The sequence below is a fragment of the Sutcliffiella cohnii genome (genome assembly GCF_002250055.1).
In the GTDB taxonomy this organism is placed as follows: Bacteria; Bacillota; Bacilli; order Bacillales; family Bacillaceae_I; genus Sutcliffiella; species Sutcliffiella cohnii.
This window is the reverse complement of the sequence record NZ_CP018866.1, coordinates 1,093,265-1,110,733: the sequence shown is the minus strand read 5'-3', so window position 1 is coordinate 1,110,733 and position 17,469 is coordinate 1,093,265. Positions and strand designations below refer to the sequence as shown.

General features: G+C 35.9%; 16 protein-coding genes. 3 read left to right on the top strand and 13 right to left on the bottom strand.

Annotation, left to right across the window (positions count from 1 at the left end; genetic code table 11):
* Nucleotides 1-185 precede the first annotated feature (185 nt).
* Nucleotides 186-686: a hypothetical protein gene (locus tag BC6307_RS05420; RefSeq protein WP_066412014.1), complete on the top strand. Its 501-nt coding sequence runs from the start codon at nucleotides 186-188 to the stop codon at nucleotides 684-686.
* A gap of 19 nt (nucleotides 687-705) precedes the next feature.
* Here the strand turns inward: BC6307_RS05420 and BC6307_RS05415 are convergent, their stop codons facing one another.
* From BC6307_RS05415 to BC6307_RS05370, 10 genes are all read right to left on the bottom strand, one after another.
* Nucleotides 706-2,151, bottom strand: a complete 1,446-nt coding sequence (locus BC6307_RS05415; RefSeq protein WP_066412015.1) for a DEAD/DEAH box helicase — start codon at nucleotides 2,149-2,151, stop codon at nucleotides 706-708.
* A 238-nt stretch (nucleotides 2,152-2,389) separates the two neighbouring features.
* Nucleotides 2,390-3,961, bottom strand: a complete 1,572-nt coding sequence (locus BC6307_RS05410; protein WP_066412230.1) for a Vga family ABC-F type ribosomal protection protein — start codon at nucleotides 3,959-3,961, stop codon at nucleotides 2,390-2,392.
* 336 nt (nucleotides 3,962-4,297) lie between these two features.
* Nucleotides 4,298-5,347, bottom strand: coding sequence for a sulfite oxidase (locus BC6307_RS05405; protein ID WP_066412016.1), 1,050 nt, complete (start codon nucleotides 5,345-5,347; stop codon nucleotides 4,298-4,300).
* Between the two features lie 45 nt (nucleotides 5,348-5,392).
* Entirely contained in the window at nucleotides 5,393-5,992 is a 600-nt protein-coding gene (locus tag BC6307_RS05400; protein WP_084380169.1) for an SCO family protein, read from the bottom strand.
* A gap of 34 nt (nucleotides 5,993-6,026) precedes the next feature.
* The gene (locus BC6307_RS05395; protein WP_066412019.1) at nucleotides 6,027-9,695 is read right to left on the bottom strand and encodes a multicopper oxidase domain-containing protein; all 3,669 of its coding nucleotides are present in this window, start codon (nucleotides 9,693-9,695) and stop codon (nucleotides 6,027-6,029) included.
* A gap of 15 nt (nucleotides 9,696-9,710) precedes the next feature.
* Nucleotides 9,711-10,019 (bottom strand): hypothetical protein, encoded by a 309-nt coding sequence (locus BC6307_RS05390; protein WP_066412022.1) that lies wholly within the window; start codon nucleotides 10,017-10,019, stop codon nucleotides 9,711-9,713.
* 35 nt (nucleotides 10,020-10,054) lie between these two features.
* The gene (locus BC6307_RS05385) at nucleotides 10,055-10,429 is read right to left on the bottom strand and encodes a hypothetical protein (RefSeq protein ID WP_084380171.1); all 375 of its coding nucleotides are present in this window, start codon (nucleotides 10,427-10,429) and stop codon (nucleotides 10,055-10,057) included.
* A gap of 18 nt (nucleotides 10,430-10,447) precedes the next feature.
* Entirely contained in the window at nucleotides 10,448-11,248 is an 801-nt protein-coding gene (locus BC6307_RS05380; protein WP_066412024.1) for a hypothetical protein, read from the bottom strand.
* Nucleotides 11,249-11,276: 28 nt separating this feature from the next.
* Nucleotides 11,277-11,732, bottom strand: coding sequence for a hypothetical protein (locus BC6307_RS05375; protein ID WP_157076582.1), 456 nt, complete (start codon nucleotides 11,730-11,732; stop codon nucleotides 11,277-11,279).
* 21 nt (nucleotides 11,733-11,753) lie between these two features.
* A complete protein-coding gene (locus tag BC6307_RS05370; protein ID WP_066412029.1) occupies nucleotides 11,754-12,173 on the bottom strand; it encodes a hypothetical protein in 420 nt (139 codons plus the stop codon).
* Between the two features lie 160 nt (nucleotides 12,174-12,333).
* Between BC6307_RS05370 and BC6307_RS05365 the strand changes: the two genes are divergently transcribed.
* Nucleotides 12,334-13,155 (top strand): hypothetical protein, encoded by an 822-nt coding sequence (locus BC6307_RS05365; protein ID WP_157076583.1) that lies wholly within the window; start codon nucleotides 12,334-12,336, stop codon nucleotides 13,153-13,155.
* Between the two features lie 112 nt (nucleotides 13,156-13,267).
* Here BC6307_RS05365 and BC6307_RS05360 read toward each other — a convergent pair whose 3' ends face one another.
* The gene (locus tag BC6307_RS05360; protein ID WP_066412033.1) at nucleotides 13,268-13,897 is read right to left on the bottom strand and encodes a hypothetical protein; all 630 of its coding nucleotides are present in this window, start codon (nucleotides 13,895-13,897) and stop codon (nucleotides 13,268-13,270) included.
* Nucleotides 13,898-14,189: 292 nt separating this feature from the next.
* Between BC6307_RS05360 and BC6307_RS05355 the strand changes: the two genes are divergently transcribed.
* Nucleotides 14,190-14,489, top strand: a complete 300-nt coding sequence (locus BC6307_RS05355; protein ID WP_066412035.1) for a hypothetical protein — start codon at nucleotides 14,190-14,192, stop codon at nucleotides 14,487-14,489.
* 37 nt (nucleotides 14,490-14,526) lie between these two features.
* Here the strand turns inward: BC6307_RS05355 and BC6307_RS05350 are convergent, their stop codons facing one another.
* Both BC6307_RS05350 and BC6307_RS05345 read right to left on the bottom strand, forming a co-directional pair.
* Entirely contained in the window at nucleotides 14,527-15,543 is a 1,017-nt protein-coding gene (locus BC6307_RS05350) for an FUSC family protein (RefSeq protein ID WP_235858050.1), read from the bottom strand.
* A 409-nt stretch (nucleotides 15,544-15,952) separates the two neighbouring features.
* The gene (locus BC6307_RS05345) at nucleotides 15,953-17,377 is read right to left on the bottom strand and encodes a vWA domain-containing protein (protein ID WP_066412043.1); all 1,425 of its coding nucleotides are present in this window, start codon (nucleotides 17,375-17,377) and stop codon (nucleotides 15,953-15,955) included.
* Nucleotides 17,378-17,469: the final 92 nt, after the last annotated feature.

Sequence of the window (17,469 nt, the reverse complement as noted above, 5' to 3'; positions counted from 1 at the left end):
TTTAGCTCCTACTCTTATGTTTATTGCAGTAGGTAATAGTAATGAACTATTACTGCTTAAAAAGGGAAAATATCGACCTTTTTTTAAAACAAGACTAACATCTAAACTCCATTCATAGGTAGTTACATAAATTTTCAATAATAAGGGAAATTATGCTTATACGAACTTTTAGAGGGTGAATGGTAATGTATCGTTATAATAAAGTCATCATCATTTTAATGACTCTTTTACCGTGGTTAAGCATACCACTTTTAGGCATGAAAACTTTCAAACGATTTCTTCCAGGAACGATATTTATGAGCCTTTATTTAATTACAGAAGGAAGACTCGCAGAGAAAAGAAGATGGTGGTGGTTCCATTACAACGTAAAGCCTAATCAATTAGCGGAATGGCCATTAATTTTTGGACCTTTCTTCGTCGGTGCTATATGGATTTTAAAATACACGTATGGAAAATTTAATACATATTTAATCGTCAATTTAATTATCGATTCCGTTTTTACGTTTTTCATGTTGGACTGGTTTAAAAAAATCGGATATGTTTCGCTAGTAAGATTAAACAAATTTCAATTATCAATAGTATTCATGATTAAAATGTTCGTATTGTATGGGTTTCAAATGGTTTATGAAAGACTATTTAAAAGGGCTTCACTTAATGGAGGTCAAGTTAATGGGAGTCAGAGCTAGCTCTGACCCCCTTTCTTTGTTACTTAAGTGCCTTGCTAACTTTCAGCTTTTTGCCTTTCACTTTTAAATCCTGCATCGCTTGCATAACGAGGGAGCCTTTACCGTTTAAAATGTCTACATAGGTTAAATTGTCTTGAATCGTAATGATGCCTATGTCTTCAGCTGTGACTCCTGGAATTTTTGCAATCGTACCAACAAAATCGACCGCTCGTAGCTTTTTCTTTTTTCCACCAGAAAAATGTAGCTTCGTTATATCTTTATTAATACGGGCCGTTTTATTGTTTTTTACTACCCGGCGACCACTTTTCTTTTCTTCAAAAGCAGCTTGTCCTTGTTGAACGTGCCTTGTATCTGGTGCATCTATCGTTTCTATTTCAAAACCGATATACTTTTCAATTGCTTTTACGTATTTTTCTTCATAAGGTAAAAATAACGTAATCGCTTTTCCTTTATTTCCTGCGCGACCCGTCCGCCCAGTGCGATGAACATAGCTTTCTTTTTCCATTGGGACGTCAAAGTTAATGACAAGAGTGACATTATCAATATCAATTCCACGAGCTGCTACATCGGTTGCTACTAAGTATCGAAACTCTCCTGTTTTAAATCCATTCATAACGGCGAAGCGATCTTCTTGTTCTAGTCCACCATGAAGCTTTTCACATGGATAATTATTTTTTTGAAGCTCCGTAAAAACAGTATCTACTGCTTCCTTCGTATTACAAAAAATGATACAGCTATCTGGGTTCTCTACAACCGTTACATCCATTAAAAGGGCTAGCTTGTTTGCTTCTTTTACATTGATTAGCTTGTGCTCAATAGTAGTAGTAGTCACTTCACTAGAAGCAATTTCTATGTTTATCGGATTGTTCATATATTGGTGGCAAAGAGTTTCCACACTTTTTGGTAACGTTGCCGAAAATACCATTGTAATTCTAGTAGTTGGAATCTTTTCAATAATTGCTTCTACTTCTTCAATAAACCCCATATTTAACATTTCATCCGCTTCATCGATAACGAGGTACTTTATTTCGTCTAACTGCAGCGTTCCTCTTTCGATATGATCCATTACACGTCCAGGCGTTCCGACTACAACGTGTGTTTTTTGTTTAAGCTCTTCTTTCTGTTTCGCAAACGGTTCTTTTCCGTATACAGCCAGCGCTTTTATTCGTTTAAATCTACCGATATTCGTTACATCTTCCCGAACTTGAACAGCTAATTCACGTGTTGGTGTTAATATTAATGCTTGTGGCTTTTTTTCTTCCCAGGCAATTTGGTCGCAAATCGGAATCGCAAAAGCAGCTGTCTTACCACTACCTGTTTGTGACTTCACGACAAGGTCATTACCTTCTAATACGCTAGGAATTACCTTCGTCTGAACTTCTGTTGGTGTCTCATACTTTAACACCGTTAGTGCTCTATTAATTTCTTCACTTAAACCGAACGGGACAAAGCCTCTATCTTTCATTTACTAACCTCATTTATGTGTATTTATCTGACTTCTATTTATAAATTTTTCATTACAGAAAAATCGCACTCAAAATCTGACTATACCTATTATAACCGAAAAAATGAACAGATAGGAGTTTACGGAATAGTGAATACTGGAAGTTATCGTTTTATAAAACAATAGGCACCTCTTCTTCTGAAATCTGAACCTTACCTGTTGTATCCTTGGGCCAAAGCAAGCTCTGACCCAAGTTTAATTATTTCCATTTCCGCCTTTTTTCCATAAGTGACTGAAATTGTTTTTCTAGTTCCTCATTTGGCTCCATACTTAACTTGCTCAACACTTCAGATATTTTCATTTCTAGTATTAACCGATCTTCTTCATTTCTACTAACACTTTCGTTGTTCGTATACCTTCTCTTGATATATTGTTGATACGTTCCATCAAATACTTCTAGTTCTTTGTTTTGAATGGAAACTATACGTGTAGCAATGTTTTCAATAAATCGACGATCATGAGAAACAAAAATGACGGTACCTTCATATTCGTTTAACAAAGATTCCAGTGCGCTTGTGGCCTCTATATCAAGGAAATTGGTTGGTTCGTCTAATAGTAACGTATTAATATCACTTACAAATAATTTTGCAAGCGCCACTTTTACTCGTTCCCCACCACTTAACACATCAACTTTTTTATATACGTCATCTCGATAAAAGTGCAGTCTTGCCAGTACGGTACGTATAAATGTTTCGTCCTGTTTCGAAGTAGATAGGACATTTTGTAATATCGTCTTTTCGGTATCGACGATATTTAAGTTTTGACTAAAATACCCTATTTTCATTGCCGGAGATTTCGTAATTCCTTCTTCTTCAACCAATATTTTTTTCACAAGTGTCGTTTTCCCGCTTCCATTTGGGCCAATAATTGCAAGCTTTTCCCCACCACGAATGTGGAAGCTAGTTTTATGCCAGAGAAGGCGATTACCAATCCTACCTTCTACCTCTTCGAGCCGTAATATAATGCGACCTTTCATTGTATCCTCGTTTGGTATATTCATTTTCAACGGTGGCAATTCTTTTACCTTTTCCACTTTTTCTAATTTTTCTAATCTCGTTTCCAATGCTTTTGCTGTTTTTTGTAACTTCTTTTGCTTTTTGGCAAAGTACGGCTTTGCACCAGTAATACTTGCTTCTGATTTACTTACTTTCTTCGGAGTTTTTGTAGCTTTCTCCGCCTTTTTCTCTTTTAATTTCAACGCATCTTCTAACTGCTTTTTCTTTGACTCATATTGCTCGAACGCTTGTATTCTTTGACGCTTTTCTAATTCTTTCTGTTGCTCATAATCGCTGTAGTTACCCTTATATACTTTTACACTTCCTGCTTCGATTTCCCAAATTGTCGTACATAGCGCATCTAGAAAAGCACGGTCATGAGATACGGTAATGAAAGCACCCTTCCATTGCATTAATTTCTTTTCTAACCATTCTATATGTTCCGTATCCAAATTAGTTGTCGGTTCGTCCGCAAATAATAGTTCTGGTGATTTAATTAGTGCTTGATTAATATATTCTTGCGTAACTTCACCACCGCTCTTTGTCGTGTCCGCTCTTTTCAGCTGTGGCAACAACTCAACGGAAGTGTGTGGAATAATGTACCCATCATCAGGTTTAGTCGCTCCAGCTAGTATGTCTAACAATGTTGTTTTTCCACAACCGTTACGACCAACTAAACCAATTCGATCATTTTTATAAATTTGCAAATGCTCAATATCTAATAACAATCGATTTTTTACATAGTGTTTAATGTTTAATGCTTCCAATAAAAACATACAATCATCCCCATTTTCCATTCGAATTGTGGGGACAAAAAATGCCCCCTATTCATATTCAGAATAGGAGGCATACGTATAGATGGGTAGCATAAAGAGACTACTCCCCTTACACTCGTCAACTATCGAAATCCTATCCTATCCTGAAAATCCCGTTTGAAGGCATGACAAAGAAAACAAAATGTTCCTTTGCAATTAATTCCTTCAATTGGTTACTTTCATAAAATAGGATTAGAACTTCATTTAGTTGGGTCACCCTTTCGTTCATTTCGTTACTACCAATTTATAGTATATAAATAAAATTGTCAAAGTAATTTTTCTCATACAGATTTCTCTTTATTCAACTTTCACTTTAATACGGTCAATCCCATTATATCCATATCCTTTTCTATTCCAGTATGGTTCTTTTCGTTGAACTCTACCGTGCGAGTCAGTTGCTTTTGACAATATCGTGTATTCTCCTTTTTCAGCTACTTCCCAGTCGTACGACCAGTCTATCCAGCTATATTGATCTTTATTCCTCAGCTTTACCTCCGTCCACGTTTGCCCACTATCCGTACTAATTTCCACCTTCACAATTAGCCCTTTTCCCGTCCATGCTATTCCATTTATTTCATGTACACCGGTCGTAAGTATCTCTCTATCTAACGGCTTTTTGATGCTAGAGTTCACCCTCATCGTTGTGACCGGTGTTGCCCCTTCATCACTATCTTTTTTCGGATAGTAAACATAGTCGACCGTTTGAAAAGGGCCGGAAAATGCTCGATTTACGATCGTTATTTGTTTTACCCATTTTACTGATGCCATCCCATACCATTGTGGCACTATTAATCGTAACGGAAATCCGTGCTTAAATGGTATTGGCCCACCATTATATTCATACGCAACAAGTGTGTCTTCATGAAGGGCTTTCTCTATAGGTAAGCTTCTAGCATAACTGTACACTTTATCCGTGTCTGTTCTTTTTCCAACATCATATCCTTCTACGACTACTTCTAACGCTCCTTCTTTTATATGAGCTAACTGTAGAAGCGTTTTTAGAGGTACTCCTTTCCATACCCCTTGACTAATCGCTCCCTTTTCCCATTGTTCTCCAAACACTTTTGGTTCAAAGAAACTTCGCTTATTACCAGCACATTCGAGTACTACCGTTAACGCTTTTGATGGTAAGCTCATAATGTTTTGTAATGAAAACAATTGGGGGTTTCTTACGTGCCCATTGACAGGTAACCAGTAGCTTGAGTACGTTAAGTTTGGGTACGAAAAATGATTTCTTCTAAAGAAAAGTCGTTCACTTATGATATTGTTTTTTATGAATTGAATAGGTGTTTCTTGATTTTCAGGTTGTAAACTTCGAGTTGTTAAATACGGTTTTGATAAATTCAAAAGTACTCCTCCCCGAAAAAGGTATGAGGAGAATATTCTGGTCTTTCACCTCGTACCACCTACTAATATCTTCATATCATCTAATATTTCCTCAGTATCTACTGAATTTTTCACACTTGCCATATCATAAAGTGCACGGACGTTGTTGTTTTTATCTAATAAATACATCGTAATAGAATGCAAAAAAAAGTCATTTTCCAACTTTGCATACTGCATATTGAAATCCTTCGCAATTGCTGATGTTTCCTCTGATGTTCCTCTCAGCCATTTCCAACCAATTGAATCTGCTTCAAATGCACTTGCATAATGTTGTAGCACTTCTGCTGTATCGTATTCAGGATCTAATGTGATAGCTACTAAATGTACTTTTTCTCCAAATAACCCTGATTCTTTTAATCTTTCCTGCAGTACTTTAAAGTCAACCATCGTTAAAGGACATACATCTGGACAGTTCGTATAAAAGAATGCTACTAATTTCACTTTATTATTATTAATATCATAGATTTCACTATGAACATCTTCTAATTGGAAGTTTTTCACTTTATCTAATACCGGCAAATCTTCCCCTTTTGGCCAAATAAAATAAATAGTCAAAAACCCTGCAAAGCTTACTAATAGGAAAACTCCCCAAAATGCCTTTTTCAAGATTTTTCACACCTTTTAACAATTTAAAAGACATTTACTTCTTTTTTATCTTTTTTAATTCTGCTAAATGCTTTTGTTTTTCACTATGAACTCGTAATATCCCCCACATTCCTTGTTCAAGATCCCACCGAATATTACCTGACCGGTACATGTAATCACCAGGTAGGTTATAAAAGCCGCCAGCCCCATAATGTACTCCTAAATCTCTTGCATATCCTAGGACAATATGATCTTCAATTGATTTTATTTGAGCAAATATATCTTTATCATCTGTATTCCAATAATGCCCATGTAGGTGAAAAGTATGAGCTCGCCTTCTTTCTGAAGGGTTTACCAATCTTATTGTTATAGGATCACCAACATACGCCTCTAATAATGGCGTTGATGGGTCACCATGTACAAGAGAGCTAAATAAATGTTTGAACACTTGGTTTCGTTTATAACGATTTATTAATCGCTCCGTTCTATAGTTAAAGCCTCTTGATCCGTTGTCATACGTATCAACGATGTCACCTAGATCATCTGGATCAACCCCAGTTAAAATACCATCAATAGGATCGATGATTACTTTTCCTCGCTTATCTTCAAGTCTAGCTCCATCATACATAATGAGGGTATATTCACGTATTTCTGGTAAAAATGGATGCTGCAGTATAATATTTTCGTTTGTTATAACAGCAGGCTTTCGAGTACTTGCGTTTAATAATTTCGTTCCTCTCGGTTCAGCGATAAACGTCCCAAATGTACCTAAAGAACGATGGTTTCTAATGTCTGCCATATCCCACATACCACAAGCACCAACAGGTAAATCAACATACCATTTATAGGTTACTGTTTCACCTGGACCAGCTGTTTGGTCTGGATTAAAGCCCACCGTTTCACCAGCTGAAGTTTTGACGTCATACTGGATGAGCTGTGGATGCAAAGAAATTCTTAATGACGGCGGATAAAACGCTTGTTCTTTTACAGGTGGATATGGCCATATTCCATCAGGAAACGGAAAGTTACCACGCTCTAAATAACTTGTTAAATTAACTTCTACTACGTCACCTTGATTTGCCCGTAAAATTAAAGGTTTTGGCTTTTTTTTGCCCGCTAGAATATCTTGCATATCTTCCTTCAAGGCAAATATAATACCAAAAGGGTCGTTTTCTCCCCACTTGCTATATTGTATAGGTGTGTGAAATGCGACAATGTCAAAAACTTTTACTGGTGCATTTTCAGGTGCAAAAACCTCTATTTTCTCTGCACGTTTAGGTGGTTTTCCTGTAAAAGTAGGCAACGGCTTCGTTCGTTCCGGTGGACTCGGGCGATCTTCTAACGGTATTAAAAAATCCACCTCTTCATCATAAGCTCTAATTAACCCCCAGCAACCGTTCCAAAGATCCTCTTCTGTTTCAAATGTCCATAAATAGTCTCCAGAGTTTGGAACTTCCATTTCAAAAGTAAAAGATTCTGAAATACCTATATGCTCTTGTGCCTGGAATTCCGTCTCAACATCAGGCCGTTCCTTTTTCCACCTTAAACCGTGAACATTAAAGCTATGTGATTCTTCCTGTGCACCTTGAAGAATACGTATTCTAATAGGGTCTCCTTCGTAACAGTGCAATATCGGTGTAATTGGATCATCTTTTACGTAGGAACTAAAGGAATACGCAGGGTCACAATCCTCTCCTAAACGGAACTGTAATGGTTCATTTCTGTAGTTAACCCCAAACACACCTGGATCATCTTGAGAGCCGGGAAATTCTGGTGGATTTAATGGAAGACCTTTTTCGTCGAATAAAAGCGCAAAATCTTGCACCATTAATACAAAATCTCTATAATCAGGAATTAAAGGATGAGTGACTGTAACTTGGGCACCTACTTCTACCTCATCCCCACTCTTAGAATCAAGAACTTTTGAAAATCTTCCATGAACAACGGTTGAGCCAAAGACTCCATGTTGTTGATGATAGCTTGCATATAGATGGTCATGAAAAAACCATGCCTTTAGTTCAACATCTGCAAAGTATTCGTAAGTAATCGTTTCACCTGGAAGAACACTAGAGTCATAGTTCCAACCTACGTTAGAGCCGTCACTAACTAACACGTCAAATTTTACAAAATGAACGTGAAAAGAAGATTCATATGTTCTAGTCACTAACTGGAATGCATCTCCCCCGGCTATTTCAGGTAGACGATTAGTAAAATTCACTGATAAACATGTACCAGCGTTCATATGAATAACTAGAGGTTCCGGTTGTTTTTTCCCTGATAATACATCTTCTAAATCCTCATCACGTACATAAATCCTACCTTTTGGATCGTTCCATCCTTGCCGATTATAAACGATAGGGAGCTCAATAAGTGAAACATTCATTTCTTGAACTGCAGGATTTTCTTCAATAATACATGGATCCGTAAATACAGCACCTGGCCTTGCATTTGGTACAGCTGCATTTCTCTCCAGCTCTGTTAGCCCTCTTCCACCTACTATACTTAACGGTGGACGTGGAGCTTTACAACCAACTTTACCAGGAATAAAGTTAGGAAAACCTGGCTTTTCTTTCGTTGGTTTCGGTGGACAAGGTCGGTCAGGTAGTGGTTGCAATGGTTTGATCGGAACCCCATTTGGGTAACATTGGCTGCCATCTTGAAGTGTATCAAATACTCTATTTATAGCCCACATCCCCACTCCGAAATGAGGATACAAGTGGCAATGTAGAATAAAGTCTCCGAAAGCCCCTACTAAGGACCCTAATCCATATAGTGTGTCAATCGTATACCATGATTGGGGACTTACAGATATCGCATCAAACACGTCAGAATCTGTATTCAAAGGGTCTCTAAAAAAACTATGACTATGGTAATGAAATACGTGTGTTTCTTTTACACCAGCATGGACGAGTCTAAACTTTACTGGGTCCCCACGATAACCACGGAAGATTGGTGTTGCCGGGTCTCCAAAAACCCAAGAGTCATGATGCACTTCTTCCCCTTCACATTCTGGACAAACGACTCCCTCTTCAATTAATTTTTGTCTATTTTGCATCGGTTCATAACGGTAGTTGATAGCATGGGTGGATTCTCTTTCTTGATTTGTAACCGGGTCTAACGGTCGATTACCAGTCATATCTTTTGTGGACATTTCATCATGAAAAATAAAACCATATTCACGAAATGATGGAGCAAACGGATGATGAATATCAGCATTCATCCCACTTTTAATAGGTCCTCCGGTTTCTGGATCTGTCCACCAAGACCCTCTTTTCTGAATAAACAAACAACCGAATAAGCCATTAATACTAGTTCCCTCATCACTACTATCAGGGTTTCCTAAGTCTGAAAATAGTGCCACACCTTCATGATTAAACTTCAAGCGATACAGAATCTTTTCACCTGGTTCTGCTAATGTACTAGGATTATAGCCTACATTCGCTCCATCTGAATCTAAAACATTATAGTCCGCCTCATGAAAATGCATACCAGTTGCATATTTGATTTTGTTTTCAAATAGTATATCAACCGTATCTCCTTGATTTGCTCGTATTACGAGAGGTTGCACTAAATCAACAGGTGTAAATGGATTTTTTTCTACTAATTTTTTTACTTTTTCTTCATTTTCTTTTAAAACGTACATCATACCAGTTTCATTATAATCACCAAAATTATTTAGGACGATACGAATTGGGATTGCCACAACATGGAATTCTCGTTTCATAAGTCCTCCCTCTTCCTATAGATCATCTTTCAATTCTGGTATTCTAGGCATTCCTTTTTGCTCAATATAAAACACTTCAATTTGGTGAATATGGACAAACCACTTTCGATTTTCAAGTTCTCCTATCGTCGTTACTTCTGTATTTACGACTACACTATCGGCAACAACATCTTCTATTTTTCCGATAAATACAAACGGAAAAGAAGGAGTTAAAATGAATACTTTTTTACCTATCCCATTTGTAAATTCATTTATTAATGCTTCGTCATGTACATCGTTTATTGATGGCAGTGTAATTTCCGTAAATGAAGGTTGTTCTTTCACTTTTCATTGCCCCCTTTTATAAAAAATCAGGAATGTTATGTTAACGGAATTCGTTGATTACAATCAAAATTTGGAGTAAAGTGAGCTATCTTTTCTAGTGGGATATTTAATGGTGTGGGAAACTGAAAAAATGGTGCGTTAATCATTTTTATATTGACTGGAAATAACGTTACATCTCCTTGAGATACATTCATAATGGTGCCACAAAAGACAGGACGGAATGTTTGCCCAAATAAGTTAAGTTGATCGGATGAGGTTACTATTAAAATACTTTCTCCTAATAAGTTTTGCAGCGTTTCGACTAATGGATCATTTATATTTTCAATATTTACCGTTATTTCGTTTTTAAAGTGCACATCCTTATCTTTTTTTCTCTCTTCCTTCTTATTTTCTTTCTTTTTTTGAGACACTCGGTCATCACCCTTTCGTTAACTTTTTTTCATAATTGTCTGTATAGTTACGTTAATTAATGAAAGTAATCGAATTGTTTCAATAAACTTCACTTCTTTTAAATGGATATGAACGCTCTCTCCAAAAAATGTAATTAATATTTTCCCTTCTTGGCTATTCACGATTTTACCTACCTTTTTTGTCTGATCTCGGAGGTAAACTGTAACCCACGTATCTTTCCAAGATTGCAAATTTGTTTGTAACGTTTCTTCGAAAAACAATTGTTTTAACGTATCACGCTTTGATATCGTTTCACCAAAATGATAAAGTAATTTTTTTCTTAAATTATTATCAAATAAATAATGCTGATGTGTATTGGAGTAATTCGGAATGCCAAATGGAATATTGGCCGATTCAATAGTATCGTAACCGATCCATATTCTATCTTTTAAATTAGTGAGCATGACAAAATCACGTCCTACTGCACTGACTTTTCCTTCTTTATAAATTGGTTCTTCATCACTGTTAATAAATATTTCTACTTGCTGATTTCTTTTTGATTTAAAAAACTTACGTAATTTTAGTAACCTCCCTCTACCTGCGTTTTGATTTGAAAGATGGAAGATGTTAGCTCGATCAATATATTCCATCATTAATCGCAGTTCTTCCGTTGTATTAGGTGAGGTGGGTGAAGTTAACCCATCTCCATTTTTCATATAGAAATTATTTACCGTGTCGTTTTTTTTCTCTTCTGACTCTATTCGGTTCCACAGTTTAGTTTGATACTCATTTAAAAGCAGCCTTTTTTTAGATTGCTGTACCTTTTCATATTCTGTCATCCATAGTCCTCCTTATGGACGGATAATGTTATACTTTTAAAGAAAAATAAACTAAAGACATTGTAATACAAGTTAAGAGAGTGCCAAAAACACCGAAAATTAACATATTTTCTTCTACCGTATTAAGGTAAGAAACTGGTAAACTACAAATAGTAGGATCCTTCACGACAGCACCGAGCATATTACCCATTAAACTACCTACAATTCCGTTTAATACTCCTGCCAAGATCGATTGGAATGTCACAAGTGCACCGAAAAAGGCCCCTACAATGACACAACATATTACAGTTAAGAAAGTAGCGATTTGTACTTCCATCGTAAATTGTACTAACATAGAAATAATTAAGCTTATTACACCACTACAAGTCATTGCGATGATCATCCCGTAACGCTCACTAAACAATCTCCTTTTCCTAAAGAGTATTCGATACGTAATTAATGCCACCAAACAGTTTAAAAAGATGAAAAACCATATCCAATACATACAGGACACATCCTTTTTAAGCTACGTCCTCTTTGCAGAGATAATAAGTAATATAAGGGTAAATAAAAAAACACCTTCTAAAAATAATAGAAACGGCAAACTCCCCTTTGCAGCTGCCCCTATCATAGGTGCCATTATCCCGGTCATCACCCCATTACCGTAGCCTACTAGCAACGTTTGGTAGTCGAATAATGCACCGAAAATTGCGCCTACAAACATACTCATTAGAGTAGTTATGATTGTTACAGTGACAAACTTTAATGGAAATTGGTAAATTAATATTACTCCTGTAATAATTCCTATTAATCCCCCTGAAACACTCGATATACTCATTCCCAATTGAAACCCAATTAACTTACGAATCTTGAAAATATAAATATATATTAATGAAAGAATTAACACATTTCCTAATAACAAATAGCCAAGCAATTGTGTCCCCATTTTGTTCACCTCTTCATAGTCATCATTCAACTCTATGATGGAAATGCTTGCCATTATTCACTATTAGGTTTAATACAAATTTATAAAATCGTCTGTTTTGCAAATGCCCATACGAAAAACCATTCGTTTCCATATAATAGGTATATATCTATAGAGGGGGGTGAAACCAATCAAACAGATTAATTCTGTTAAGCATCTTAACAGTGATAACTCGTTTAAATGTCTAAAATGCGATTCGTTATTTACTGAACATTACTATTGCTCGAACTGCAAATGTCCAGAAAGAATTATTCAGCCTATGATTCCTTCTCCAACTTCATCTTTTTCTTCGGAAGAGCTAGCTGAATTAACCGAATGTATCGAAAGAGCAAATGAGCTTTTATTATCATTAGCGTCTGATAGAGGTTCCGAAAACCTACGGTCGATTCAAGAAGAATTTAAAAAACTTAGTAATAGTTACGTGTTAGTAAAACTCAAGTGTAAAGAAAACTGTATTGAACCTATCCAAGGTAAAATGATAGATGCAGGCTTAGATTTCATTATTTTAGAAACAGAAGTAAAAAACGTTGTTTTCATTCCGTTTCAACGAATACTACTTGTAAAACATATAGATACAGAAATAACCTCTCGCCAATTAAGTAACGAGTTAATTAATATTGATTCACGTTTAAGATATTCTCTCATGCTCCACTTTGGAGAAGTAGTATCTAAAAGTCCGTTTTTATTGAATTTGTTTTTCGGATTGAAGCTCTACCAATTGATTGAAAGCTATATCGGCTGTTTTGTATACGTGAGGGCAGAAAATATTGAAAAAGAACAAGAAGGAAAACTATATAAGGTAAATCCTCATAGAATTGAATTAGATATTAGTGAAAAAGTTGTTGACGTTGATTTTGATGAGCTATGCTATTTGGAGATCGAAAGAGAGAAACTTGGTAAAGACAATTTACAATACTACGATTCTCTTAAACGAAACAAATAAGCCTTCTCTTCTGAAGGCTTATTTGTTCATTCCTTAATCGTCACAACTGTAAACTTGATATCCCCTCACGATATATTATTAGAGGATATATTAAGGCTTATTCTAAGTTGATCTAACAACAAAGATTATATCCTTCTAATAAAAATTTTCCGTGGTAGCCTTTCTTTTGTAGCAATTCGAAATTGACATTATGAGTTAAACCTGCCAACCTCAATTCTATCCTATCATCACAAAACGGGATTGGATAATCACAGTAACAAGTATACTTTGGATGACAATTTATTTTACTGTGGCATTCCGGACAGTTATTTTTCTCTTTTGACTCCCTTTCTCTATTTTTATGTTCCATTTTTCGAGAATTTTTATTTATATTACAATTACACGGACTATTATTACACGTAAAACATGTTTTATTATTTCTTTTATTGTTATGCCTATCCTTTAAACTTTCAAAGATAATACAGCGACAGTCGCCACTATGCTTGCACTTATTTACATTTCTTACGTGTTTATCGTTCCATTCGACTTGTTTTATATACTCTGTAAGCAATGTTACAGTATGATCGTCGTCTAGTAATATATCTACAAAATCAATTCCTACATGACAAACAATTCCTTCGACTATTACTTCTTTCCCCTTCTGTCTTTTATGTGAATCAGTTTTTACACGCACATATTCAGGTCCTATTTTAACGGTGTTATTCATTTTGCTTTGTTTTATAAAAGATTTCCCTTCATTCATATGATCACTCCCTAAGTGTCCTAATGTAGCATATGAAATTGTAATATATTGGGTTCAATATACGGGTGTAAGCCTAAGCCTATAATCTACTGATGTGCCAAACTGATATCCTTAGGCAACGCATAATGCAACGGAATTTTATTGGACTCATACTGCAAACTTCTCTGTTTCACATAACGGTTTAAGTACATTAGGCGTGAACACATTACGAAAATAACATTTCATAATAATTGCTATTACTTCATACGATACTAATACATTCACTCTTAAAAGATAGTTGAGGTGGTATGAAATGGGACTAGATGTAAACGATTTAGCACTAAAAGTGGAGGAATTAACACGGGCGGACGAGACAATAAAAGCAGAACTCCGCCAGTTACAGTTGGAGATAGATCAATTAGAACAGCGAACAAAAATAGTTTCACAAACTGAAGGCTTTGGTAATGAAACGAAGTTAAATTATTTAACAGAAGTGAATGAACAATTATTTCAACAAAACGTAAGAATCCGGCAAATGATTGAAAGATGTATCGATACAAATACTGTTCCAACCCACGAGGAGTACTTAAAAGTGTTGCAAGGAGATACATAAAAAAGGGGTCAGCACTAACACTGACCCTTTTTGTTGTTTATGTTTTTCTAATTAGCTTATTCAATCTGTGTAACTGAAACGTATAATCGACTACCGAGGAAGTAATAATCATAAGTCGCAATTTTTGATCTTTATCTTGACTATATATTTGATGAACACGTTCAAAGAATTCGCCACTTTCTTCTATTATTTCATTCATTCCGTGATCATGTTCTTTCATTTTTCCTTCATATTTTAACAATATAAATTCATGGGACTTAATTAATTCTTCAATATGGGAATCGAATAATTTGTCCTCTTCTTCCTTCGTCTTACTTTGAAAGTAATGCTCTTCAATGTTTTCTAATAACAATTCACCTTGTTGTAATGTTTTTAACATTTGTTTAAAAATGACAACTTCTCTTGCATTCGTTTGATTTAACTTCCCAATCTTTCCTCTTTCCTCATCAAACACTTTAAACTGTCCTTCTAGTTTTTCAAGATCCTTTTTTAAACTCTTTTTTTCTTCTTCGAATGTAGTTTTTGTCATCTCATTAGAGATAACTGTACGTAATAATAATGAAAGCTTTTGAAAGGTAGAGTTTACATTTTTTATATAAGCTTTCTTATATTTTGGAGGCAAAATAACGATATTTATGATCATTGCCGAACCAATTCCAATTAATATGGTAAGAAATCTATTTAGAGTAAATAAAATATCTTCATTTCCCGAAGCACTCATAATAGCTAAAACAGTCACGAGTGTTAATGGAATAGTATTTTCCATTTTAAGTTTTAAACTTACAGATATGACAATCATAATAACGATACCTATAATGATTGGACTATCCCCGAGATAAAATATAGAAAACAATGCAATAGCTGCACCTATCGTATTCGTTAAAACTTGATCTAACATTTGTCTCCACGTTCTATATATGGAAGGTTGCACTGTAAGCGTTGCTGCTACCCCTGCAAATGCAGCAGGTTCTAGCCCTAAAATAATACAGATGTATAGTGCTAACATTACTGCTAATCCCGTTTTTATAATTCTAGGACCAATTGTCATCGTCATCTTCCTACTCCAATCTTACTTTATACCAATAATTACTTTCTTCCCTAGTGTACTACATTTTTGTTCAAACAGATAACTAGAAGGATTATCGCAAATAGCAAAGGGCTTGTCCAATACTGCCCTTTATATGCTGACTTTTCGATGGTATATGCACCAGGTATGATGAGGTTTGCATCACTTTGATCTAGTGTTTGCACCACTTTTCGGTTTGGATGCACCACTCCAAGTTTTATGCTGACTTTACCGTTGGATATGCACCAAAAACGAGAAGGTTTGCATCACTTTGATCTAGCGTATGCACCACTTTTCGGTTCCTTTGCACTACTCCAAGTTTTATACAGTCAGTTCCTCTTTAAAATAAAAAAGGGCCCAAAAAGTCAGTCTCTACTACTTTTTGGACAGCACCTTCTTAATTCCCTTTTTTTAACTCATGCATTTCTTGAACCCATTCTTCCACTCTTTCTCTTATTTCGGCAGCTTTTTCATTAATAATAGCTATTTTTTCTTCTCGAAGCTCCACATTTAAGGAATTTAATTGTTGTTCACGGGCATCAAGCAGTTCGTTCACTTGACCAATGATTTCGCTAGATATGTTACCTTCATTTTCTAATATTTTCACACCAGTCCGAAGACGATGGTTTTCTCTCATAATCGCAGCTGTCCAATGGTTACTAAGTGTACTCACTTCCTCTACCTTACGGAAAACTTCCCAGCCGTCTGGCGCTAAGTTAATAGGTGCCCACGCTAATTCTAATAGCGATGGTAGCCATTCATATTCAATCGTCGATAAAAGCTCTTCTCCATTGTTAGCGGAAAAGTACTTACCGTTCCCTGCATCTGCTACTTCAGCAAGCTGCTTTTCTGCATCTTGATCGACTTGGAACCCAATGATATTAACAGTTCGATTTTCATCATTATTTGATTCAACGAACGATTTCGCTGCCTTTACTGGGTCTCCATCACACGTTTCTACTCCATCACTAACGATGTAAATCGTAATATTCCCGGTTACTTTAGTGCTTAACTCATTCGCTTTTTCAATGGCAGCTGCTAACGGTGTCCAGCCTTTTGCTTCAACAGAAGATACAGCTTCATGAAAAGATTCACCATCATAGGAGCCTAAAGGGTAAACTTCTTCAATACCAGCACAAGAAAGCTCTTTTCCACCATTACTTTGGTCACCTTTATGACCGAAAGCTACCAGTGATACTTGACTAGTTTCTCCAATTGTTTTTGCAAAGCTTTCAACCGCTTCTCTCGCAATGTCCATTCTCTGTCGACCTTGCGAATCTAATAGCATACTAGAACTAGCATCTAATAAAATGTAAGAGTAACTTTCACCCTCTACGACTTCCCCTTCTTGAACTCGTTCTGGGCGTGGAAGTAATGGCTCATTGAAATTAGGTTCGTAGTTTTCTAGCTCCTCTACAATTTGTTGAAAGCTTGGGCTTCCAACATAATATAAGAGCGCCTTTACAAGTGTTTTTGGATCCTCCGTCTCGTTTGCTACCTCAAGTATTGATGCTTCCATCTTTGTATGTAACGCTGGATCTAAATCGCTTAGTCCCCATAATACTCTTTCCGTTTCTTCCTCGTAAGAAATAGTTTCTGTTAAAATTCCTGCAGACTGTTGCTTTATATTTTCAATTGTAACGTCTGTTGAAACACTATCTATCGTCACTAAAATACTGGACTTCTCCTCAGTTTCTGTTGTATCTACCGTTACTGCTTCCTCTGAATCATTTTTCGCCGTTATGTCGTTCGTATTATTTTCCGCATCGTTTGAACACCCTACAATAAAGATAATGAGTAATACGGTAAAAAATCTTTTCATACTACTAGCCTCCTAAACTCTTATTCACTGTATATAACTATACATCTGCCTGGAGCAAATGGTTTCAAAAATCTAACAAATAAGAAAAAAGT